Below are 22,405 nucleotides of genomic sequence, written 5' to 3' on the forward strand. Positions count from 1 at the left end.
ATGAACGGGGCTTCTACCTGGGACCTGCTACGAAAATCACGGCTGATATGAAACTGGACGTTACGCGAGACGAGTGAGCACTACAACGCTGACCCTTTCGACCGACCCGCAAGCGATCGCTACGGCGGTGCGGCGCTAGGCGAGCCTGGTGATCTCCACTACGACCTCCAGATCGGTCGAACCGCTGCCGGAGAAAATGCCCTTGAGCGGCGGCACATCGGCATAGTCGCGGCCGACGCCAACAGAAATGTGCTGTTCGTTGATGGCGATATTATTGGTCGGGTCGTAGCCCCACCACGCACCGGTCCACGCCTCGATCCAGGCGTGCGATTGCCCCGCGACGGTCGTATTGATCTCGGCCGCCGGATCGGGATGCAGATATCCGGAGACGTAGCGGCTCGGAATCCCCATACTGCGCAATAAAACCAGGGTCAGATGCGCGTAATCCTGGCATACGCCTTGACGTTCGGCGAAGGCCTGTACGGCGGAGGTGTGCACCGAGGTGGTACCCGCGATGTAATGCATTTCGCCGTGCACCCATTCTGCCGCACGCACAACGGCTTTCGCGGGCGGCACACCGCGCGCGAGCTGTTTCGCGATAGCGGCCAGTTTCTTGCTCTGCGGCACATAGGCGGTGGGCGAGAGCATTTCGTCGAAACGGTCACCGATGTGTGCGGAGTGCAATTCCTCCCAGGAGAACTCCTCGGCCGGACCGGCGAACGGTTCGGTCTCCACCACCGAGGACCCGGTGACCTCCAATTCGGTATGCGGGGCGTGCAGATCGAAGGACGTGACCGCGGTGCCCCAGTAGTCGGTATAACGATAGGACCGGGTGGAGGGCACCGTCTCGACCCGATTCAGGATGACGTTCTGCCTACTATCCGCGCGCGGAGTGAGCCGAGCCTCGTTGAACGACCGGGTGACCGGGGCGTCGTAAACATAACCGGTGGTGTGCACTACCCTGATTCGCCAGCTCACAGCTCTCCCTCCACCTGCGCATGGTTATCTTGACTGCCACGCTGATCGGTCCAGGCCACCCATGGCGCGGCGTGGAAGTACTGGAGCGCGATCGCCTCGCTGACCTCGCGACAGGTCTTCTGCAGCGAAAGCAGGCGATTCTGCAGATCCTCCAGCAGCGCACCGGGCGGCAGGAATTCGAGCTCGCTGCGGGCCCTACCGAGCAGCCGCTGAGCCTCGTGGCGCGCACCGACCCGGCTGGTCGGGCGCTGATCGAGTTCGGCGAGGCAGGCCTCGGCCACCCGTACCGAATGGAAGACCGAACGCGGGAAAAGCCGGTCGAGCAGGATGAATTCGGCGACCAGATGGGCGTCCAGTGCGCCGCGGTGGGTGCGTAAATAGGTGTCGTGCGCACCGGCCGAGCGCAATACGGTCACCCAGGCCGGTGACGAGGTGCGGTCGCCCGCGCGCGAAAGCAGCAGGCGCACGGTCATATCCACGCGTTCGATGGAACGACCGAGCAGCAGGAAGCGGTAACCGTCGTCGCGGCTGAGCGTGGAGTCGGAGAGTCCGGCGAACATCGCCGCCCGACCCTTGATGTAGTGAAAGAATTCGTGCGGGCCCAGACTGCGGGCGGCCTTCTCGGTGGCCGTCAGCCCGATATAGGTGGCGTTCAGGCACTCCCACATCTCGCTGGAGGTGACTTCCCGTGCACCCCTGGCATTTTCGCGGGCGTTGGCGATCGAGTCGACAATGGAATTGCCATGGTCGCGGCTGAAGGCCACCAGGTCGGTGACCGACCAGACATCTAGTTCCACCGCGGGCGGCTCGATTCCCAACACTCGCAAAAGAAGTCGCGAGGTGCGATCCGGATCCACCGTGGCATCCTCGAGCAACTGATGCACCGCGACGTCGAGGATGCGCGCGGTGTCGTCGGCACGCTCGACGTATCGTCCGATCCAATAGAGGGATTCGGCGTTGCGGGCCAGCATCAGCGCATTCCCCCGCCTTGTCGCTGGTCGGGCCCGGACCCGGACTGCTGGCGGATTCGGCGCGGCGCGGCGAGCTGCTGGATTTGCCCGGGCACACCGAGCTGTTGTCGGTCGGATCCGGGCCCACCGAACTTCCGCTGACTCTGCCGCATCGATCCCAGCCGCTGCTCCTGTTGTTGCTGCTGTTGTTGCTGATTCGACTGCGTCGGGGTCAATTCCGGGCCGACCTCGCGTTGATCGGACTGCGGTGGGTCGCTCACCAACTCCTCGCCCGCGAGCTCACGGTCGGCGGGCGAGGCGCGCCCGGCCAGCACCCAGGTGTCCTTACTGCCGCCGCCCTGACTGGAATTGACGACCAGCGACCCCTCCGGCAATGCCACCCGCGTCAAACCGCCCGGCAGCACCCAGATGTCGTCACCATCGTTGACCGCGAATGGCCGCAGGTCGACGTGGCGCGGAACGAGTTCGTTGCCGATCTTGGTCGGCACGGTGGACAGCTGCACCAGCGGCTGGGCGATCCAGCCCCGCGGATCCGACTTGATCTTGCGCCGGATCGCCGCCAATTCCCGTGGCGCCGCCACCGGGCCGATCACGATGCCGTAACCGCCGGACCCTTCGACAGGTTTGATCACCAATTCATCGATGCGGTCGAGCACCTCTTCGCGCTCGTCGTCGAGCCAGCAGCGATAGGTGTCGACATTGGGCAGTACCGGTTTCTCGGCGAGGTAGTACTCGATGATCGTCGGCACATACGCATAGGTCAGCTTGTCGTCGCCGACGCCGTTGCCGATCGCGCTGGAGATGACCACATTGCCCGCCCGGGCCGCATTCACCAGTCCGGCGACGCCGAGCACCGAATCGGGCCGGAAGTGCATGGGGTCGAGGAAGGTGTCATCGATGCGGCGATAGATCACATCCACCTGACGCTCTCCCGCTGTCGTCCGCATATAGACGACATTGTCGCGGCAGAACAGGTCGCGGCCCTCGACCAGTTCCACCCCCATCTGCCTGGCCAGTAGCGAATGTTCGAAGTAGGCCGAGTTGTAGACGCCGGGCGTGAGTACGACGACCGTCGGATCCGCCTCATTCGGCGCGGCCGAGGCGCGCAGCGCGGCCAGTAGATGGGTCGGATAGTCGCCGACCGCACGGACCCGGTGCGAGGAGAACAGATCCGGGAAGACCCGCGCCATGGTGCGCCGGTTCTCCATGACATAGGAAACCCCGGACGGTGCGCGCAGATTGTCCTCGAGCACCCGGAAATCGCCGCGCTCGTCGCGGATCAGATCGATACCCGCCACATGGATGCGCACCCCGTTCGGCGGCACCAGACCGGCGGCCTCGCGGTGGAAGTGCTGACATGAGGTAACCAGCCGCTTGGGGATGACCTCGTCGCGCAGGATGTTCTGCTCGCCGTAGACATCGGCGAGGAACAGCTCCAGCGCCGTGACCCGCTGCTTGATCCCGCGCTCCAGCTTGGTCCATTCGGCGGCCGCGATCACCCGAGGCACCAGATCGAGTGGGAAGGGCCGCTCCTGTCCGGATAGCGAGAAGGTGATGCCCTGATCGATGAAGGCGCGATCGAGTGCGTCCGAACGGGCCGCGAGGTCGGCCACGTCGATGGGCGCGAGCGCGGAGAAGATTCCCTTATATGGCTGACGCACCCGGCCCTGGCTGTCGAACATCTCGTCGAAGGCGTCCACGTACCGACCGGGTCGGTAGCCCTGGAATAGTCCGGATGTGGTTGCTGTGCCGTTGCCGTTCGCATGCCCGTTCGACCTGCCACGGGCCGGGGCGGGGGATCGTGCCGAACGTAGCGGCGAGGCGGGAGTCATGCGAAAATCGTGCTACACGCAGCATCGATGCCATGTGAGACGCAAGTAAATTTCTTGCATCATCAACCCGGTTAGGCGCGCTTACCGCGGTCGGTAGCGTTGTCGGTCGAGCCGTTCGCGCGGTGGCTATTTCGCGTGCCGGGGCCGTGGTGATTTCGCCTGCGACGCGGCGACTGGTACCCTCGATCTTCGGCGTCGCGTTACCTGATTACTCCGGTTGTCAACGCGCGCTCGCGAACTTTTCAGCACAGTCCACCAGCGACAGGAACACGAGGAAACAGGCGTGGCCAACATCAAGTCCCAGATGAAGCGGATCCGCACCAACGAGGCGGCGCGCTTGCGTAACCAGTCGGTCAAGTCCGAGCTGCGCACCGAGATCCGCAAGGTCCGGGAGGCCTTCGCGGCCGGTGACAAGGAGAAGGCCACCGGTCTGGTCGTCAGCGCCAGCCGCAAGCTGGACAAGGCCGCTTCCAAGGGCGTCATCCACGCCAACCAGGCCGCCAACAAGAAGTCGGCTCTCGCGCTGGGCCTGAACAAGCTCTGATCGCACCGCTACCGTCCATACGTTGACGCAGCCGCCGTGGCCACGATGACCACGGCGGCTTTTGTCGTCCCGATCGGCTATTGCGAGGATCACTTTTTCGGTTCGGTGGGCTGGATTCGGATATTTCTTCAGCAATAGTTCAGCAATCTTCTGCCGCGGTGGCGATGCCGCTCCCTGGGCGCTGAGCGGAACCGTCCCGGCAGGTGCCGTGTCATCGAGACTGTCCTGGCAAATCGGCAGGAAAGTGGCGGTCATGCCAGCATCCGCAGGTCATCGCGGCATCCCACTCCTCGAGCCGAATGCGGATCGGGCAGCGACATGTCGGAGGTTCCCGCTACGATTCGGCGCATGGTTACCGTGTACGCCAATCAGACGCCGGTTCGCTCCGAAGATCTGCCGGACATCATCCGCGCAGCCGAGGTCCTAGGCATCGGACTGAAGATCGAGAACGTCATGGTCCCCGATGAGGAAGGCGGCTACTCGCTGGAGTGGATCGTCACCCGGGACGAGGAAATTCCGGTCTACGAGGAGTGGGAGGGCCGGTACGAGGAGTCCGAAGACGACATCGAGCTGGTTCTCAGCTCGGTCGAATAGAACCCCGCGAATCCGCACCCGCACCGAGCGGGTGCGGATCGCTGAGTACTCAATCCACGTCGCCGTTCAGCCGGTCCAGGGCGGCCTGGGAGTCCGCATCGGCCGCGCGGTAGATGATGATGCGCTGATCCGGATCCTGCAGCGGCATGAGTACTTCGAAATTGACCACCAGCGGCCCGACCTCCGGGTGGCGCAGCGGCTTCTCCCCGCGCCCCTGCACCCGGACGTCGTGCCTGGCCCACCCCTGCGCGAACTCTTCGCTGCGTGCGGTGAACTCGGCGATCAGATCGGCCAGTTCCTGATCGTCCGGATGGGCCGCCCACGCGGCGCGCAGATCGGCCACGCCCGCGCGAATGATCCGATCCCGATCGCAGTAGAAATCCCGCATCGCGGGATCCAAAAGGCACAGCCACATGGAGTTGCGCTGCCGGGGCGGGAGGGCGCCGAAGTCGACGACCAACCGCGCCATTTCCGGATTCCACGCCAGGATGTCGTAGCGGTGGTTGATCAGCATCGCCGGCAGCGGCGACAGATCGTGCACCAGCAGCTCCAGCGCGGGCGCGGGGACGGTGCTCGGTTTTCCGGCATTGGGCTGGCGCTGCTGGGCCAGGTCGAAGAGGTAGGCGCGCTCGTCGGTGTCCAGGCGAAGCGCGCGGGCGAGCGCTTCCAGAACGTCCGCGGATGGGCGTAATCCGCGTCCCTGTTCCAGCCGCACGATGTAGTCGGTGCTCACACCCGCCAACTCGGCGACTTCCTCACGGCGCAGGCCCGGGGTGCGCCGAGCCTGTTTGCGCGGGGGCAGACCCAGATCGTCGGGATTCAAGCGCTCACGCCGAGCGCGCAGGAACTCCGCGAGTGCTTGTGCCCAATTCGTGGAGCTCCCCGGCCCTGCGTGGTCGCGCAGGCTACCGCTTGCGTGCCTGAGCTCGCTCCGCTGTGTCGCATTCACCGTGCTCGTCATTGCCCTCGATCTTACGGCTGACTAGGACTGGCCTTCCCAGGAAAGACCTTCCCTTACCCGAGCTCTCGAACCGTTCCAGACTCGAAGGCACCGGAAACGAAGTACGAACGACAGGAGCACGACATGTCCGGAGCCCGCACCCTCGATACCTACCGGTTGCTCGGCCGCTCGGGTCTTCGGGTGTCTCCGCTATCCCTCGGAACCATGACGTTCGGCGCCGATTGGGGTTGGGGCGCCGATAAGGACGAGGCCCGCAAGATCTTCGACACCTATGTCGAGCGCGGCGGCAACTTCATCGATACCGCGAGCCAGTACACCAACGGCACCTCCGAGCAGTTGCTCGGCGAGTTCAGTGCCGCTAATCGCGAAAGTCTGGTGCTGGCAACGAAATACACGATGCTGCGCAGCCCCACCGATCCCAACTCCGGCGGTAATCACCGCAAGAGCATGGTCGGTTCGGTGGAGGCCAGTCTGCGTCGGCTGAATACCGACTACATCGATCTGCTGTACCTGCACGCCTGGGACTTCCTGACCCCGGTCGAGGAAATCCTGCGCGCGATGGACGATCTGGTCCGCGCCGGCAAGGTGCTCTATGTCGGCATATCCGACGCACCGGCCTGGCAGGTCGCACGCATGCAGACCATCGCAGACCTGCGCGGCTGGTCCCCGCTGATCGCGCTGCAGATCGAATACAGCCTGATCGAGCGGACCGTCGAACGCGAGCTGATTCCGATGGCGCAAGAACTCGGCCTCGGTGTGGTGCCGTGGTCGCCGCTCGGCAGCGGCGTGCTCACCGGCAAGTACAGCCGCGCCGATTTGGATCACGACGCGGATGGCTCACCCGAGGGCACCCGCAAGAACGTGGCCGCCGCCAACGGATCGCTCAGCGAACGCGGCCTGGTGATCGCCGACGTAGTGAAAGATGTCGCGGCACAACTAGGTAAGACACCGTCACAGGTAGCGCTCGCCTGGACACTGCAGAATCCGGGCGTCACGGCACCGATCATCGGCGCGCGCACGGCGGCACAGTTGGAGGACAACCTCGGAGCACTCGAGGTCGAATTCGATGCCGCCCAGCTGGACCGGCTCGAACAAGCCAGCGCGATCGAACTGGGCTTCCCCCACGACATGCTGGCCCGTCCGATGACCCGCGGCGTCACCTTCGGCGACCTGAAAATCGAAGGCCGCGACTGAGATTCAACCCGATGGGGTGGGCGAGCCAGTTCGCCCACCCCATCAGCGCACACCGAGCTCAGCCGCCTCGATGGCCAGAGAAGCTGGCGGCAACGGAGCGATAATTCCGGGATTACGGTTCAGCTCGGCTGCCTATTGCGCCCACGCTGAGCCTTCAACGGACGTCGACGGTGGACTAACGCCTTTCCACTGCGTTCGGAGACACGCCCCTGCGCGATTGCATTCGTGGCACCCACTCAGCTTGCGGAGTGCAGGTCCAGGATTTGTGTGAGGGCGTGTTCCAAGGCGTACGTGGCGTCGGCGGCGCCACCCTTGACGTCGGCATTCAATGTGGCGACTACCTGCATGGCCGTGCCGATGCTGGCCTGGTTCCAACCCCGTGCTTGGGCCTGAGCTTTCTTCACCTTCCAGGGCGGCATGCCCAATTGCTGGGCCAACTTGAACGGGTCACCGCGGCCCGCGGAGCCAACGCGGGCGATGGTATGGACGGAGTCGGCGAGTGCGTCGGCGAGCAGCACATGCGGTACGCCGCGGTCGGTTGCCCAGCGCAACGCCTCCATGGCACCGGGTCGATCCCCCGCGACCGCGAGTTCGGCGACATCGAAACCCGAGATCTCGGCCTTGCCCGAGTAGTAGCGGCGCACGGCGGCGATATCAATCTTGCCGCCGGTATCGGCGACCAATTGCGAACAGGCCGCTGACAATTCCCGCAGATCCGAGCCGACCGCCTCCAGCATCGCCTGCACGACCTCGCTCGAAACCCGCACCCCGGCAGTACGAAATTCGCCGCGCACGAACTCGACCCGCTCGGCCGCCTTAGTCAGCTTGGCGCAATCGTGCACCTGCGCACCCGACTTCTGCAGCGCGGGAGCCAGGGCCTTGGCCCGACCGCCCCCGGAGTGCAGCACCACGAGCACGACGCCTTCAGGCGGGTCGCCAGCGGCGGCCGTGATAACCGCGACCGCCTCCTTACCGGCCTCCGCCGCCGACTCGAGCACAAGCACCCGATCCTCGGCGAACAGCGACGGACTCAGCAACTCCGCTAATTCAGCGGTGCTGGCATCTCCCGCCCGCAGCCGATCGACGGGCACCGCATCGGGGTCCGGCGCATCCGCCCGCACCTGCGCCGTAATCCCCGCGATCGCCCGTTCCACCAACAGCTCTTCATCACCGAGCACCAGGTGCACTGCCGCAGTCCGTTCGCTCACGACTGCACCTCGTCAGTACTCGGCTCCGTAGTGTCCGACGGTGGTATGTCTTTGGTTCGCTCGCCACGCTCGCTCACGCGAGCATCCTACGGTTCGTCACCGACACGTCCGCACGACCAGCAGGCGGACCTCGAGGATCAGGCGCGGCGGATCGACGAGGTCGCCGCCTTCACGGCACCGCCCACATCAGCCTTGTCCACCGCCCGGAACTTCTCCTGCCGGCCACCGGCGCGTATGCCGACGTCAAGGCCTGCACATGCTCAGCGGACCGTCGGCGGCGAGGTAGGCCAGTCCGATCCGCAGCTGCCGTCGAAGACGATGTCGCTGCAAAGCAGTTGGCGCAGGGTTGGCGAGATGCGGCACCGCCCGCATTTCCGCTGACCAGAAACTCTGATCCGCCGTCTCAGCGCGCGGTCGGCCGACGGACGCCGAGGATGGAGGGCGACACATCCTCCCGCACGACCGCACCGGTCCCCGACCGAACGCGGCGCAGGGGTCCAGCTTGTCCGTGTCGGCGCGCGGATTATCGGGACGGCGTTCTGGCTCATCTGGTGGTCAGGGTTCGCAGCTGACGGCTCTCACCCAGGACCAGTACGTCGCCCTGTCGATCGGTTCGCGCGACGGCGACACCCAGGTCGGCCAGATCAGCGAGCACCCTCGGGTTCGGGTGGCCGAAGGTATTGTCGGCACCTACGCTGACCAGGGCGAGTCGGGGATGGACTGCGGCGATGAATTCTTTTGTGGTCGTTCGGGATCCGTGGTGCGGCAGCTTCAGAACATCGGCCTGTACGGGAGCGCCCGAGTGGAGCAGTCGTTGTTGCGCCGGGGCCTCGATATCGCCGGTGAGCAGGATCCGGCCCGCGGGTGTGGTGGCGGCGATGACGATCGAGCGGTCGTTGGCATCGTCGGCGCTCGGTGGGCCGGGCGGGCGGTGTGCGAGTGGTGCCGGGGCGAGTACGTTCAATTCGAGAGCGCCGAAACGCAATACCTCTCCGGAGGACAGCTCCAGCACCGGGATGTGAGCGTGCGATGCGAGACTGGCGACTTGCTCCGGTCCGCTGACCGATGCGTGCCGTTCCTCGGCAAGTCGCTCACGGGAAGCACCCGTTGGCTCCACTGAATCCACCTCGGATCTGGTCGAATTCGATATTCGGCGGTCGCTGGTGCTTGCCGATTCGACGTCGGCGGCGGTTCCGGAGAGTTCGCCGGGCCCGACCGCCAAGGCATCGACCGTGCGACCTTGTAAGGCGCCGGCCAGTCCGGCGATGTGGTCGGCGTGCGGATGGGTGAGCACGAGGAGCGAGATTCGGTTGATCCGCAGGCGGTTCAGACAGTTGCGCATGATGCGCGGGTCCGGTCCGACATCGATGACCACAGCCGTGCGGTTACCGACGGATAATGCGAGTCCGTCACCCTGACCGACATCACAGACGGCCAACACCCAGCCAGCGGGCGGCCAGCCCGGATGCCAGACCCGCACCGGAATCAGCACGACCGCGACACCGAGCAGTACAGCAGCGGCGAGGCGGCGCAGCATCGCCGACCGCAATGCCAGCAGAACGACAACTACTGCAGCACAGGCGATGGCCCCACCGGTGAGACCACCGCGCATTGAGACCTCCGCGCCCGGCACGTTCGCCGCATGTTCGGCCACGAACAGCAACCACCACAGGGGCGGTTGCGCGCAGCGCAGTATCAGTTCGGCCAGCGGCGGCCAGGCCGCCGCGAATACGGTGCCGATCGCACCAAGCACCGTGACCGGTGCGATTACGGGTTCGACCAGGATATTCGCGAGAATCGCGACTACACTGAGCCGCCCGGTCAGCGCGACCACGAGCGGTGTCGTCACTAGGAATGCGGCGGCCGATACGGCGACGATCTCGGCTGGCACCCGCCACCAGCCGCGAGAGCGCAACCAGTCCGCCCAACTCGGTGCCAACAGGATCAGTCCGGCCGTCGCCAGTGCCGACAGTCCGAATCCGGCACGCACCGCCAGTTCCGGCCACAGCGCGAGCAGACCGATGACCGCAGTGCAGAGCGCGGGCAGTGCCTGCTTGCGGCGACCGGTTACCAAGGCGAGCAAAGTAATCGCTCCCATTGCTCCCGCCCGCAGCACACTCGGATCCGGACGTGCCACAACGATGAACATCAGCAACGCCGCGGCCGCGACCGCGGCACCGACGCGCGGCCCAAGGGTGAGCAACCGCAACGCACCGAGTACGACCGCCAACAAGATCGTGAAATTGGCCCCGCTGACCACGCAAATATGTTCCAGTCCAGCAATTTCGAACTCCTCGCGGACTTCGTCGGACAGCGCGGAAGTGTCACCGACCACCAGCGCGGGCAGCAGCCCTGCTTGCTGTTCGGGTAGTACGCGTGCCGCCGACGCGAGGTCGGTGCGCACCGCCGCGGCGACCCGTTGCCACCACGGCAACGCCCCGACCACCACCGGCGGTCCCTGAGCACGCAGCGTGACGACGGTGAGATCACGATGCCACGGCTGCTCCGGCTTGGCACGGAACTCCACCGCCTGTCCGGGCAACAGCTCACCCCAGTCCGCGCCGGACCCGAGGATCATTACGGTGCCGCCCGCCCGCACCGTCGCACCGCTCTGCCGATACTCGCGCAGTTGCGCCCGAACCGTCCACCGCTGCTCGCCTCCGAATGCACTGGACCGCACCGGTTTCGGATCATCATTGGGTATCACGACCACACGCACCGACGTGGCGGTGTTCCGCAACGGATGCGTCGCGACCCGATGCTCGCGCCACGCCCCGGCCACCGCGAACCCGGCACCCAGCAGCAGCGCGGCAAGTGCGGCGACGGCGACCACCCGCCACCGCTCACTGGGATGGGCTACCGCGCGCAGCAGCACCACCCAGAGCCCGATCGCCAGCAGTACCAGCGCCGACGCCAGCAACAAACCGGCCACCCATCCCACCGTCAGCGCGACAATCGTTGCGCCCCAACAACTCAATGCCGCGGGCAGCAACCGCGCGTCGAGCACCGCCGCCGCTACCGACGACCCACCATCCTCGGCAGCCCGTCGATCGATATCGCCCTGCCCATCCGCCACACCCTCGAATGCCGTCATACCGTCACCAGATCGCGCAGCCGGGCCAGGCGTGCCGGGCCGATGCCGTCGACCTCGCCGAGTTGGGCGACATCGGTGAATCGTCCATTCGTGGTGCGCCAGGTGACGATTGCACGAGCAGTGACCGGACCGAGGCCCGGGAGGGCATCGAGTTCGGCTTCGGTTGCGGTATTGAGGTCGATTTTGCTCGATGGGCGATGTGCCGCAGAGGAATTCGACGCCGAGCCGCTCGGTGGCCGTCCGCTTGCACTGATCGTGGTGCTGCCGAGCTGCGGCCCCGGGTTCGGACCGCTCGGACCAACGAGCACCTGGTCGCCGTCCTGGAGACGCTGTGCGAGGTTGAGTCCGCTCAGATCCGCGCCGTCCCTCGCGCCGCCCGCGGCGGTGAGCGCATCGGCGACCCGCGACCCAGCGGGCAATCGCACCAGTCCGCCGCGATGGACGAGACCGACCACGCTGATCACCAATTCTGTTGTGGGACTGGTAGTTACCGGCAGAGCCGACGCAGCCGCACCGGATGATGCCGCCATGCTTGCGGCGGACAGCCCAGCCGGTACCGTGCCGGTGCTGACACGCACCGCGGACGGCAGCGGCACCATCTGCGCGACCGGTCGCTCACGCAACACCACGACAGCTGCGACGACCACCGCCGCCAGTCCGACCGCGACGAGCGTCACCAGTCCCCGCCACCCCGGATCCAGTCGAGTTCCCCGAAACCGTTCGGGCACAAGATAATCCCGCCACGCCGACCGCCGCCGCGGCTCATCCAGCCAACCCGGTGCCCGTACCTCGCCGACCCCGTCCGCCCAGTCCTCCTCATCATCGAGATCGGACCTGGCCGACTCGGTAGACGAAAAATCGGCATCGGACTGCACCGCCTCGGATAACTCCTCGTCATCCCAGCGTCCACCGCGAACCAGCGGCTTACTTCGCCCCGACCGTTTTCCGGACTTCGACGACCGCGGTGAACTTCGGCACAGGTCAGCACTTGCACGGTCGATACGCGCCGGACTCCCAGCACCGATCGTTCGGCTGGCACCGACTCGCTCGGTCAGCACGGTCAGTCGTCGGCGAATCCGCTCGCGCTCGTCATGTCGGGACATGGCGGCGACGCTAGTCCCGCCGCAAGGCCGGGAATCAGTGCCGACCAGGCGAAATAAAAAGTCTGTTGATAACTCCGCGCCTGTGGATAACCCCGCCAATCCTTTTGAACGTTCGTCAGGTCTGCCGCCGAAGGTTCGGTCTGGTCAGCGTGACCGCAGCCAGTCGCGGAAGTGGGTGGTGGCGAGGTGGGCGCCTTCGGGGGCGGTGAGCACGTCGCCTTTGACCGGTGCGAATAGGCCGGCGGTCTCGTCGGTGACGACGTGGCGGTTATCGCCGGTCATCTCCAGTGTGATTCGGCCCAGTTCGTCGAGTGGAAAGACTTCGGGGCCGCCGATATTGCGGGTGCCGTGCAGCGGGGCGCCTGCGGCCACCTCGGCGACGGCGGCCGCGACTTCAGCGGAGCTGATGGGCTGAATTGGGGTGGAAGGCAAGCGGACGACGTCCCCGTCGGTTGTCCAATCCAGCGCCGCCACAACGAATTCCATGAACTGAGTCGCGCGCACGATCGAGTACGGGATCGCTGCGGCCTCGACCAGGTCCTCCTGCAGGGTCTTGGCTCGGTAGTAGACGAGGTCGGGCACTTGGTCGACGCCGACGATCGACAGCGTCACGATGTGCCGCACGCCCGCCGCCTGCGCGGCGGCCAAAAGGTGGGGCACCGAGGTGCGGAAGAAGTCGAGCGAGGCCTCGTCGAAGGTCGGCGAGTTGGCCACATCGACGACGACCTCGGCGCCGTGCACCGCCTCGTCGAGTCCGTCGCCGGTGACGAGATCGATGCCGGTCGAGCGAGAGTGCCCGGTCGCATCGTGTCCGGCGGCTGTGAGCTTCTGAACCACCTGGGAGCCGATGAGTCCGGTACCGATGACTGCGATCTTCATGAGCTTGCCTCCTGTTCGCTATCGGGGCCGGATCGCCCCGTGGAGCATCTTGTCGACGGTCGAACTGCGAATTCAGCAGCGATCCACAGGTCTTCCTGCTCACCCCGAGCTCCGGGCCGCGCGCGTCCATGTCCACCCGCCCGGCTCCGGCGCGAGGTGCAGCCGGGTGGCCGCGTCGGCGATCACCTCGGCACGCCGTCCGATAATGGCGCTTTCACTTCCGCAGGAGATTTGTCAGGGCGCAGGCCACGCCAGGACGGGTGGCGCAGGCGGCCGTCGCTGGTCCATTCGGTGAAAGTCACTTCGCCGACGAGGGTGGGACTTGTCCAGATGGCGTCAGGGACAGCGGCGGTCACGGTGGGGGTATTGCGTTGTAGGGGTTGGAGTTTGGATTGGAGGTCGGCGAGGGCGGATTGGGTGAAGCCGGTGCCGACATTGCCGATGTAGACGAGCTTTCCGGAGTCGTCGTGCACTGCCATCAGAAGCGAGCCGATGGTGCGTGCGCGTCTACCGGTTCCCGGTCGCCAGCCGACGATGATGACCTCCTGGTCGCGCATGTTTTTGACTTTGGTCCACAGTGGGCTGCGCCGCCCGGGCAGGTAGGGGCTGTCGAGACGTTTGCAGAGAACGCCCTCGAGACCGAGCCGTTTCGATTCGGCGAGTACGTCGGCGCCGGTGCCGTGCAATCGCGGGGGAACCTGCCAATGCGGGCCGCGTAGGCCGAGCTGTTCCAACAGTTGGCGACGCTGCTGGTAAGGCAGGTCGATCAGGGATCGGTCGCCGATGTGGAGTAGATCGAAGATCAGGTATGTCGCCGGAATGGACCGCCGCAAAGCTCGGATCATGGCGGGATTGCGCTGGTGCATGCGTGGCTGCAGTGCCTCGAAGGAGGTCCGGCCGTCGGCCGTGAAGGTGACGACCTCCCCGTCGACGACGAATCGCGGACTCCCGGGTGCGATATCGGCGAGTTCCGGCCAGGCCGCGGAGATGTCCTTATCGTTGCGCGAGATCAGCCGCAGGTCGTTGTCGACGTATCCGATAGCGCGAATGCCGTCGAATTTGACCTCGTAGCCCCAGCGGTCACCGTCGCCGGGGAGATCACCCGCCAGCGCCAGCATCGCCGCATAGCGCGGCAGTCTCGTCACACCCGCCTCGTCGCCATCGCCGGTCCCCTTGCGAACTCGAACGCTGCTGACAATTAGCCTGAATAATACCGACTGGTCTGGCAGGTGAGGGTTATCGAAAGATTCCTCTCCGGATGAGCGGGTCCGGACCGATTCCGGGCCTGCTCAACCGGAGAGGAATCCTGGGCATCCGGAGTTCTTTTGAGTGTCGGCCCATGGCATCTACCTCCATTTCATTGCTGGGACCGAATCGACGGATCTAGGTGGACAGCCTGGTGACGAAGGCGTTCATGTTGTCCCGAACCCGCTCGATCTTCGTCTCCTCGGTGATCAGATCTTCGCGGTACCGGTTGCCGAGCGCGGGCGTTCGCTTACCCCGCGCGTAGAGCGAACAGGCCAGATCGGTGCACATATAGGTACCGATCGAGTTGCCCCGGCGTCCGGATTCGCCCGCCTTGTGCGCGGTCATCAGCGACACGCCCTGACCGGTATGCGCGGTCAGGCAGATCGCGCACATCTGGGTCCGCCCGGATCCGCCGGTTTCGTAGCGCAGCGCGACGCCGACGATGCGATCATCCTGCGGCACAACGAGGTAGCCGCGGCCGGGCAGCGACGGATCGCTCCAGCCGAGGAAATCCAGGTCATCCCACGGTTGCGCGTCCAGGTCCCGGGGCACCGGCAGCTTCTTGGCGGTCGTCTTGGAACAGTTGATGAACGACGACCTGATGTCGCGTTCGGTGACGGCTTTCATGACGGCATCGACTCCTTCGATCGATCGGTGGACAAACCGAAGGAACGCTACAGCTGGTCATTAGCCCAGGCAACGGAATTTCGAGTTCACACGCGGCGCATCACCGACACCACCTTTCCGAGCACCACCGCCTCGTCACCATCTATCACGTCGTAGGCCGGATTGCGCGGTTCCAGATAGACATGCCCGTTGCGACGTCGATATACCTTGACCGTCGCCTCCCCATCGATCATCGCGGCGACGATGTCACCGGAATGCGCCTCGTGCTGTTTGCGGATCACCACCAGGTCGCCGTCGCAGATAGCCGCATCGATCATGGAATCGCCGCGCACGCGCAGCCCGAAAACCGTTCCGCGACCGACGAGTTCACGCGGCAGGGTCATCATGTCGTCGGCGTGCTCCTCGGCGAGGATGGGCGTGCCCGCGGCGATATCACCGACGACCGGAACCGCGACCGAATCCTCGGCCTGCTTCGCAACCACCGATGCCTGCAGGAACATGCGCACATCGATCGGCCGCGACATGGTCTCGCCGCGACGCAGAAATCCCCTGTCCTCCAAGGACTTCAGATGCTTGGAGACCGAGGACGAGGACCGCAGGCCGACGGCGTCGCCGATCTGCCTGGTATTCGGCGGGTATCCGTACCGCTGCACCCAGTCCCGGATCGTGGCGAGGATCCGCTGCTGGCGCGGCGGCAGGGTCGAGGTGTCGAGATGCTCGAAGGCATCGTGGTCGTATCCGGTCACCCGGGAATCGTAGAGGTGCGCTCGGACAATTCCCGCTTTGTCACACTCGGCCCGGCTGCGTCGTCATCCCGGTAGAGACCAGCACATGCGAACTTCGGAGGAACCATGACGACCATCCTGCTGACCGGCGGCACCGGCACATTGGGCCGCCACGTGACACCGCTGCTGGTAGAAGCCGGTTTCAAGATTCGCATGCTCAGCCGCAATGCGCACGAATCGACCGACGGCATCGAATTCGTGACCGGAGATCTGTTCGAAGGCACCGGCGTCGAGAAGGCGGTCGAGGGCGCGGAGATCATCCTGCACCTCGCGGGCGGCCCTAAGGGTGACGACGTCGCGACCCGGCACCTGGTCGATGCCGCCGCCAAGGCCGGGGTGCGGCACATCGTCTACATCAGCGTGGTCGGCGCCGAAAAGCTGCCGATCGGTTACTTCAGGGCCAAGTTCGGCGCCGAACAGGCAATTATCGAATCCGGCGTCCCGTACACCATCCTGCGCGCGGCCCAGTTCCACGACCTCGCCCTGAAGACCGCACAAGCCATGGCGAAGAGCCCGATCGTCCCCGCGCCCGGCGCGGTGCTGTGGCAGCCGGTCGATTCGCGGGAGGTCGCCGCGCGACTCGTGGAGCTAGCGGGTGGCGCACCAGCCGGGTGGGTGCCCGATCTGGTCGGGCCGACGGTGTACACGATGGCCGAGTTGATCCGCGGCTACCTGAAAGCCGCAGGTAAGCGACGGTTGTTCCTGCCGGTTCCGGTGCCGGGCAAAGTTGGGCGCGCGTATCGCGCGAAGGAGAATCTGACCCTCGATGGCGCGATGGTCGGCAAGCTCACCTGGGAGGACTTCCTCGCCGAGCAGGTGTGAATCCCCTTGCACGACCGCAGAAAGCAATGACGTGCCAGCCCCATGACCGTTCTGCTACCGTGGCACACATGAAGCGCGCTGCTGCGACGACGACGCCGGAGACCGTCCCGGCGCGCTGATTCCTGTCCTGATCGAAAGCCCCGGGCGAGTGCCCGGGGCTTCGTCTTGTGGTCACTCGCCCGCCGTCCGCGAGGAGATCCATGCACGACCACCGCAAACTCGGCCGCGAACTCGGCCTGTTCGACACCGACCCGCTCATCGGATCCGGCCTGCCCTACTGGCTGCCCGACGGCGCCACAGTGCGCCACGAACTAGAGGAATTCATCCGCACCGCCGAACGCCGGGCCGGGTACCGGCACGTGTACTCACCGGTGCTCGGAAAGCGGGAGCTCTACGAAATATCCGGGCACTGGGCACATTACCGCGACGACATGTTCCCGCCGATGCAGTTGGGCGGCGAACAAGTGGTGCTGCGCCCGAGCCTGTGCCCACATCACGCGGTGATGTATCGTTCCCGCTCGCACAGCTACCGCGAATTGCCTTTGCGGATGGCGGAATTGGGCGGGATGTATCGGTCCGAACTCTCCGGCGTACTCGGCGGACTCACCCGTGTCCGCGCGATCCAGCTCAATGACGCGCACATCTTCTGCACCGAGGATCAGGTCGCCGAGGAGGTCTCGGGCGCGCTGGAACTGATCCGATCTGCCCACGCGGCCATGGGCACCCGTCCCACTCGATACCGGCTGTCATTGCCCGGACCTGGCGGGAAATACGTTGCGGCCCCGCGTCTCTGGGAGCAATCGATCACCATGCTCACCGATGTACTCGACCGCACCGGCCTGTCGTATGAAGCGGCCGAGGGCGAGGCCGCGTTCTATGGCCCCAAAATCGATATCCAGTTCACCGACAGCGCGGGCCGCGAATTCACCCTCTCCACCGTGCAGGTCGACTTCCATCAACCGGAGCAATTCGACCTGCACTACATCGGTGCGGACAGTGCCAAGCACCGCCCGGTCATGGTGCATCGCAGCATTATCGGCAGTGTCGAGCGGGCCGTCGCGCACCTGGTCGAGGTGCACGGCGGTGCGTTCCCGGCCTGGCTGGCCCCGACCCAGGTGATCGTCCTGCCGGTTTCGGCGGCCGAGGCGGCGCACGCCGAAGCGCTCGTCGAACGCTGTCTCGAACTGGGATTGCGCGCCGAAATCGCGGATCAGGGCAGTCTCGGCGCGCGCATTCGCGCATCTCGCCTGATCCCCTATCACGTTGTGATAGGTCCGAAGGAGGCCGCGAATGACCTTGTCGCGGTGCGGCTTCGGGACGGACAACGCCTCGATCCACTACCTGCCGACGAATTGCTGTCCCGCATAACCGAACTCATCGCCGCACACAGCACCGAGCTGTGACCTTCAGTGCTCGGTGACGAAGTGGATCGCCAAGCGATCGCACAGTTCACCGAGTGCGCACGCATCGACATGTGGCGCATCGGGCCACGCATCGGCGTTCGACCACGGCACCGAGGCGGGGGTGCCGTGCGGACGAGCGAATACGTGCTGATGGAAGTGGGCGACACTCAGTCCGGTAATCGCGGAGAAGACGAATTGCGGTGCCAGCTCGACATATAACGCGTGCGCGGCGCGGCGGGCCGCCCAGCCAACGGCCCGCGCCTCGGCGTCGGTCAAGGTCGATAATGTCGGTGCGTGCCGCCGGGTTTCCACGAAGAGGTAGCCCGGCACCGGTGTGCCCTCGGTGAGCGGTCGATGCGTCACCAATACCAGCTCGTCCGCGTAGATCACCGGACCGACCAGCGCGCCGATCCCCCGATGCTTATCACAGATCGGACATTCGTTGCCCTCATCCACACCGTAGTTTCCGTGCGCTGCCTCGATATCGAAGCTCCGCCAAGCCATTCGATATCGCCGAGCACCGTTGCGGCACTTGAGGTTATCCCGCTGACGAGGTCGGGTCGGGCGGTGCCGCCTGGCGCCGCCGCACATTGTGGATCGTGGCATCGGCGGTCAGTTCAGAGCCTCGGTGGCCATCTCGTCGCGCGGGATCACCGCGTCCGGATGTTTCCACTCGACCGATTCGACGGTCAGCGGCGGATTGATCGGAGTTGTGGAACTCGTCATGCCGCGACGTTAGTCACCTGCGGTGCCGACCGAAGGGGTTGCGATCACGCAGAAATTATTACGCCAACCACGCCATTCGACCGGAGATGCGGCACACACGCGAGTGCTGGACCGTAGCCGATCAGGCGCAGCCGCCCGGGACGACCAACACACCGACCGCACCGACGCCGAGGTGAACGCCAAGGGTCGGCCCGAATTCCGCGATGATCAGTTCACGAATACCGGGTACCAATTCACGCAGTTGGGTGGCGACGGCATTCGCGGCGTCCTCGGCACCCAGGTGTTGTACGGCGAAAGCGGCGCCATCGTCGCCGGCCGCATCCACCACTGCCGCAACGAGTTTGGCGTAGGCCTTGGAGCGAGTACGCACCTTTTCGCGCAGTTCCAGACGGCCCTCGACGATCTGCAGCAGCGGTTTGCTGACCAGTTCGCTGCCGAAAAATGCTGCGGCGCTGCTCAATCGGCCGCCGCGACGCAATTGTTCGGTGCGATTCACCAGGACGAAGGTTCGTGATCGGCTGGCCGCCGCGACAGCGGTGTCGTAGACGACATTCAATGTCGCGCCACCGCGGGCGCGGCGCGCGGCGGCGAGCACCGGCAGACCGGTGGCAAGACCAGCGCCGAGTGAATCGACCAGCCGGACCTGATCGGCGGCGTCCATATCGCGGATCGCCTGCCGTCCCGCCTCCCAGGTGCCGGAGAGTTGACGCGAAAGATGTACCGCGACAACGCCGTCCCCATTACTGCGCGCCAGCGCTTGCTCGTAGACCGCGCGCAACTCACCGGGTGAGGCCGCCGAGGTCGTCACGGTATCCGAGCCGTAGTCGATATCGATGGCGTCGACGCCTTCGCGAATGGTGCGGTCGCCGACCAGAACATGCAGCGGGACAACGGCAATGTCCAACTCACCGACGAGTTCAGCAGGGATGCTGGCGGACGAATCGGTGACCACCACGACGGCCACGGACTACCGAACCTCCTGCAAGGTCTTCACCATCGCATTCGCCACCGCGGTATGTCCGGCCCAGCCCCAATGAATGCCATCGGGATTCGCGTCTCCGGAGAAGATGTCCTCGCGCACCGCTTCACCGAGATCGACCAGCGGGACGGAGGTCTCGGCCGACCATGCGCGCAGCGCCTCGACGGCACGCTCGCGGCCGCTGTGCACATGCCCGTAGGCGGCACAGTTGTGCACCGACGGCAGCACCGCCACGACCGGCAGATCCGGACGCAGCTGAACCAGCGCCTCGCGCGACTGCTCCAGGTAGTCCACACTCACCTTCGGCGGCAATGCCACGGGGCGACCGAGTTTCGACAACTTCGGCTGCAGCCAGTTGTAGGTGCCGCGGACCCCGCGACGCAGCATGGGCGGGCGCACATAGCGGATCAATTCACGCAGCGCGGTCGGCAGCGGTGAGGGCAAGGTGTCCATGCCACCGACCGCGAAGACGACCGCGGCCGCGCGCGGCACCGCGGCCCAGACCCGGGGATCGCCGATCAGCGCCCAGTAGGCGTCGCGGCAGGTCCAGCCGATCCGCCCGATGAGCTCGACATCCCAATCGAGTTCGGCGCCGACCAGGTTCGGCCAGATCTTCGGATGGTCTGCGGGCAGGCCGCCCTTGGGACCGAAGTAGGACAGCGAGTCCGCGATCACCAACAGCACCGGCCGATCCGATACCTCGGTCGAAGCCGGTTCCGCCGCGGCGGCCGAAACCGCGTCACCGATAACCGATTCGAGCGCGGGTTCGGAATCATCGACCACCGAATCCACTGTGGCAGTGGACTCGTCACCGCTCGCCGAACCCGCGACCGTGTCATCGAGCATGGATTCCATTGCTATGGACTCGTTTGTGGGAGCAACGCCGATCACCGACTCATCGGTCGACGCTGCGATATCCCGATCGGATACTGCCGCGACACCTTCCGGTGGCTCACTCGCCGGTTCCGCTGGCTCCACACCGGTTCCGAATTCGGGCGCGGATGCGGCGGGCTCCTCGTTACCTTCTCCGGACTCGGCGACCGATTCATCACTGTCGGATTCGGACGTCTGCGCGTCGGACGGTTCCTCCGCCTCGGCGTTCTTCACCGGGGGAGGTCCGAATAGCGCGTCCGGGATCGCCCGTTCGGGTTTCGCCGAAACCCGACGGAACAATTCATCCGGTACCTGCCGAACCGGTTCTTCAGAGGACATCCGGGGCCACCTTCGCCGCTGCGTTCCACACATCCAGGCGCCAACCGGGCTGATCAATGCTCGGACCGTGACTGCTCAGCTGCACCCAGCTGGTATTGGCCAGCCCTCCCAGGGCAGGCCAGTTCCGCGGCGGCAGGTCGAGCAGCGCGGCCGTGAGGGCGGCGATCAGCCCGCCGTGCGCCACCAGGATGATAGTCCGGCCCGGCCAATCCTGCCGCTCGGCGAACAATTCCCGAACAACCGGTAGTGACCGTGCGCCCACCTCGAGTTTGCTCTCACCGCTGGGCGGGGTATAGGCCGCATCCAAGCGCCACGCCACCCGCGCGCCCGGGTAGTCGGCGTCGACCTCGAGATGGGTCAACCCCTCCCAGTCCCCGAGGTTGGTCTCACGCAGCCGCGGATCGGGGACGACCGGAAGACCGGTGTGGTCGGCCAGTGCCGTGGCAGTATCGAAGGCGCGCCGCAGATCGGAGGAGACGATGGCGATCGCATTGCGCGAAACCAGTTCGCGCGCTGCCTCTTTCGCCTGACGACGACCCAGCTCGGTGAGATCGGTGTCGATCTGCCCCTGCATTCGATCGACGGCATTCCATTCGGTCTGCCCGTGCCGCAGCAGGATCAGCGTGCGGACGCCGGCATACTTACTCACTCGCGTTCTTCCCCCGCTTCACCACGCACCGCGACACCCTCGGACTCCGTGTGCTTGAACACCTCGGTCCCGGCTTCGATCCCTTCCACCGGAACCACCGGGCAATCCTTCCAGAGCCGTTCCAGCGCATAGAAATTGCGCTCATCATTGTGCTGGATGTGCACGACGACGTCGACGTAATCCAGCAGTGCCCACCGACCCTCGCGGGTGCCCTCACGCCGAACCGGCTTATGCCCGGCCGCGCGCAGTTTCTCCTCGACATTGTCGACGATGGCATTGACCTGACGCTCGTTCGGCGCGGAGGCGATCACGAAGCAGTCGGTGATCACCAACTGTTCGGACACGTCGAGCACCACAACGTCGGTAGCCAGCTTCTCGTCCGCCGCGCGCGCGGCAACCTGCGCCATCTCCACGGACTCGACAGATGCGCTCATACCTGCGCCTCGCTGCCGCTCAGCTCCGGTATGACCGCAAATGCGACTGTGTCTTCAGCTCCCTCGCTCCGCTCCCTCGCGGCCCGCGCCTCGCTGCCGCTCAGCTCCGGCATGACCGCATCAGCGGCTCCGTTATTGGTTCGCTCGCTGCGCTCGCTCACG

The 22,405-nt window shown here is 65.5% G+C and carries 22 protein-coding genes; 5 read left to right on the top strand and 17 right to left on the bottom strand.

Going from position 1 to position 22,405, the window contains the following annotated elements:
• Positions 1-135: 135 nt before the first annotated feature.
• From ACIBG0_RS16810 to ACIBG0_RS16820, 3 genes are read right to left on the bottom strand one after another with little or no spacing between them, the layout of a single operon-like run.
• A complete protein-coding gene (locus ACIBG0_RS16810) occupies positions 136-978 on the bottom strand; it encodes a transglutaminase domain-containing protein (RefSeq protein WP_397033330.1) in 843 nt (280 codons plus the stop codon).
• Positions 975-1,949, bottom strand: coding sequence for an alpha-E domain-containing protein (locus tag ACIBG0_RS16815; protein ID WP_397033332.1), 975 nt, complete (start codon positions 1,947-1,949; stop codon positions 975-977). The genes ACIBG0_RS16810 and ACIBG0_RS16815 overlap by 4 nt, the downstream gene beginning before the upstream one ends.
• The gene (locus ACIBG0_RS16820; protein WP_397033420.1) at positions 1,949-3,631 is read right to left on the bottom strand and encodes a circularly permuted type 2 ATP-grasp protein; all 1,683 of its coding nucleotides are present in this window, start codon (positions 3,629-3,631) and stop codon (positions 1,949-1,951) included. The genes ACIBG0_RS16815 and ACIBG0_RS16820 overlap by 1 nt, the downstream gene beginning before the upstream one ends.
• Before the next feature lie 433 nt (positions 3,632-4,064).
• Between ACIBG0_RS16820 and rpsT the strand changes: the two genes are divergently transcribed.
• Positions 4,065-4,325, top strand: a complete 261-nt coding sequence (gene rpsT, locus ACIBG0_RS16825; RefSeq protein WP_397033334.1) for a 30S ribosomal protein S20 — start codon at positions 4,065-4,067, stop codon at positions 4,323-4,325.
• Between the two features lie 348 nt (positions 4,326-4,673).
• Positions 4,674-4,919 carry a hypothetical protein gene (locus ACIBG0_RS16830; RefSeq protein WP_397033336.1) on the top strand — a complete coding sequence of 82 codons (246 nt, stop codon included), beginning with the start codon at positions 4,674-4,676 and terminating at the stop codon, positions 4,917-4,919.
• A 49-nt stretch (positions 4,920-4,968) separates the two neighbouring features.
• On the opposite strand, the gene ACIBG0_RS16835 is transcribed toward ACIBG0_RS16830, so the two are convergent.
• Positions 4,969-5,880 carry a helix-turn-helix domain-containing protein gene (locus ACIBG0_RS16835; protein ID WP_397033338.1) on the bottom strand — a complete coding sequence of 304 codons (912 nt, stop codon included), beginning with the start codon at positions 5,878-5,880 and terminating at the stop codon, positions 4,969-4,971.
• 123 nt (positions 5,881-6,003) lie between these two features.
• On the opposite strand from ACIBG0_RS16835, the gene ACIBG0_RS16840 reads away from it, so the two are divergent.
• Positions 6,004-7,074, top strand: coding sequence for an aldo/keto reductase (locus ACIBG0_RS16840; protein WP_397033339.1), 1,071 nt, complete (start codon positions 6,004-6,006; stop codon positions 7,072-7,074).
• Positions 7,075-7,310: 236 nt separating this feature from the next.
• Here the strand turns inward: ACIBG0_RS16840 and holA are convergent, their stop codons facing one another.
• The 7 genes from holA to lexA all read right to left on the bottom strand — a co-directional run bounded on the left by holA (position 7,311) and on the right by lexA (position 15,979).
• Positions 7,311-8,282 (bottom strand): DNA polymerase III subunit delta, encoded by a 972-nt coding sequence (gene holA / locus ACIBG0_RS16845; protein ID WP_397033341.1) that lies wholly within the window; start codon positions 8,280-8,282, stop codon positions 7,311-7,313.
• Between the two features lie 544 nt (positions 8,283-8,826).
• Positions 8,827-11,376, bottom strand: coding sequence for a ComEC/Rec2 family competence protein (locus ACIBG0_RS16850; RefSeq protein ID WP_397033343.1), 2,550 nt, complete (start codon positions 11,374-11,376; stop codon positions 8,827-8,829).
• Positions 11,373-12,479: a helix-hairpin-helix domain-containing protein gene (locus ACIBG0_RS16855; protein WP_397033345.1), complete on the bottom strand. Its 1,107-nt coding sequence runs from the start codon at positions 12,477-12,479 to the stop codon at positions 11,373-11,375. Before ACIBG0_RS16855 ends, ACIBG0_RS16850 begins: the two co-directional genes overlap by 4 nt.
• Before the next feature lie 144 nt (positions 12,480-12,623).
• Entirely contained in the window at positions 12,624-13,358 is a 735-nt protein-coding gene (locus tag ACIBG0_RS16860; protein ID WP_397033346.1) for an SDR family oxidoreductase, read from the bottom strand.
• A 182-nt stretch (positions 13,359-13,540) separates the two neighbouring features.
• Complete coding sequence (gene ligD, locus ACIBG0_RS16865) at positions 13,541-14,503, bottom strand: non-homologous end-joining DNA ligase (RefSeq protein ID WP_397033348.1); 963 nt, start codon at positions 14,501-14,503, stop codon at positions 13,541-13,543.
• Positions 14,504-14,741: 238 nt separating this feature from the next.
• Positions 14,742-15,233 (bottom strand): FBP domain-containing protein, encoded by a 492-nt coding sequence (locus ACIBG0_RS16870; protein ID WP_397033350.1) that lies wholly within the window; start codon positions 15,231-15,233, stop codon positions 14,742-14,744.
• 86 nt (positions 15,234-15,319) lie between these two features.
• Entirely contained in the window at positions 15,320-15,979 is a 660-nt protein-coding gene (gene lexA, locus ACIBG0_RS16875; protein WP_397033352.1) for a transcriptional repressor LexA, read from the bottom strand.
• 105 nt (positions 15,980-16,084) lie between these two features.
• On the opposite strand from lexA, the gene ACIBG0_RS16880 reads away from it, so the two are divergent.
• Together ACIBG0_RS16880 and thrS are read left to right on the top strand one after the other, a co-directional pair.
• Positions 16,085-16,840: an SDR family oxidoreductase gene (locus ACIBG0_RS16880; protein WP_397033354.1), complete on the top strand. Its 756-nt coding sequence runs from the start codon at positions 16,085-16,087 to the stop codon at positions 16,838-16,840.
• 200 nt (positions 16,841-17,040) lie between these two features.
• Positions 17,041-18,243, top strand: a complete 1,203-nt coding sequence (gene thrS / locus ACIBG0_RS16885; RefSeq protein WP_397033355.1) for a threonine--tRNA ligase — start codon at positions 17,041-17,043, stop codon at positions 18,241-18,243.
• A 3-nt stretch (positions 18,244-18,246) separates the two neighbouring features.
• Here the strand turns inward: thrS and ACIBG0_RS16890 are convergent, their stop codons facing one another.
• The 6 genes from ACIBG0_RS16890 to ACIBG0_RS16915 form a co-directional block, all read right to left on the bottom strand.
• Positions 18,247-18,747, bottom strand: coding sequence for an HIT family protein (locus ACIBG0_RS16890; RefSeq protein ID WP_397033357.1), 501 nt, complete (start codon positions 18,745-18,747; stop codon positions 18,247-18,249).
• 343 nt (positions 18,748-19,090) lie between these two features.
• Complete coding sequence (locus ACIBG0_RS16895) at positions 19,091-19,933, bottom strand: DegV family protein (protein ID WP_397033358.1); 843 nt, start codon at positions 19,931-19,933, stop codon at positions 19,091-19,093.
• A gap of 3 nt (positions 19,934-19,936) precedes the next feature.
• Positions 19,937-20,794, bottom strand: coding sequence for a diglucosylglycerate octanoyltransferase (gene octT, locus ACIBG0_RS16900; RefSeq protein WP_397033422.1), 858 nt, complete (start codon positions 20,792-20,794; stop codon positions 19,937-19,939).
• Between the two features lie 355 nt (positions 20,795-21,149).
• Positions 21,150-21,809 carry a histidine phosphatase family protein gene (locus ACIBG0_RS16905; RefSeq protein WP_397033359.1) on the bottom strand — a complete coding sequence of 220 codons (660 nt, stop codon included), beginning with the start codon at positions 21,807-21,809 and terminating at the stop codon, positions 21,150-21,152.
• Complete coding sequence (gene rsfS / locus ACIBG0_RS16910; RefSeq protein WP_397033361.1) at positions 21,806-22,243, bottom strand: ribosome silencing factor; 438 nt, start codon at positions 22,241-22,243, stop codon at positions 21,806-21,808. Before rsfS ends, ACIBG0_RS16905 begins: the two co-directional genes overlap by 4 nt.
• Complete coding sequence (locus ACIBG0_RS16915; protein WP_397033362.1) at positions 22,240-22,404, bottom strand: hypothetical protein; 165 nt, start codon at positions 22,402-22,404, stop codon at positions 22,240-22,242. Before ACIBG0_RS16915 ends, rsfS begins: the two co-directional genes overlap by 4 nt.
• Between the last annotated feature and the right edge of the window lies 1 nt (position 22,405).

It is taken from the genome of Nocardia sp. NPDC050630, assembly GCF_044457245.1.
Classification (GTDB): Bacteria; Actinomycetota; Actinomycetes; order Mycobacteriales; family Mycobacteriaceae; genus Nocardia.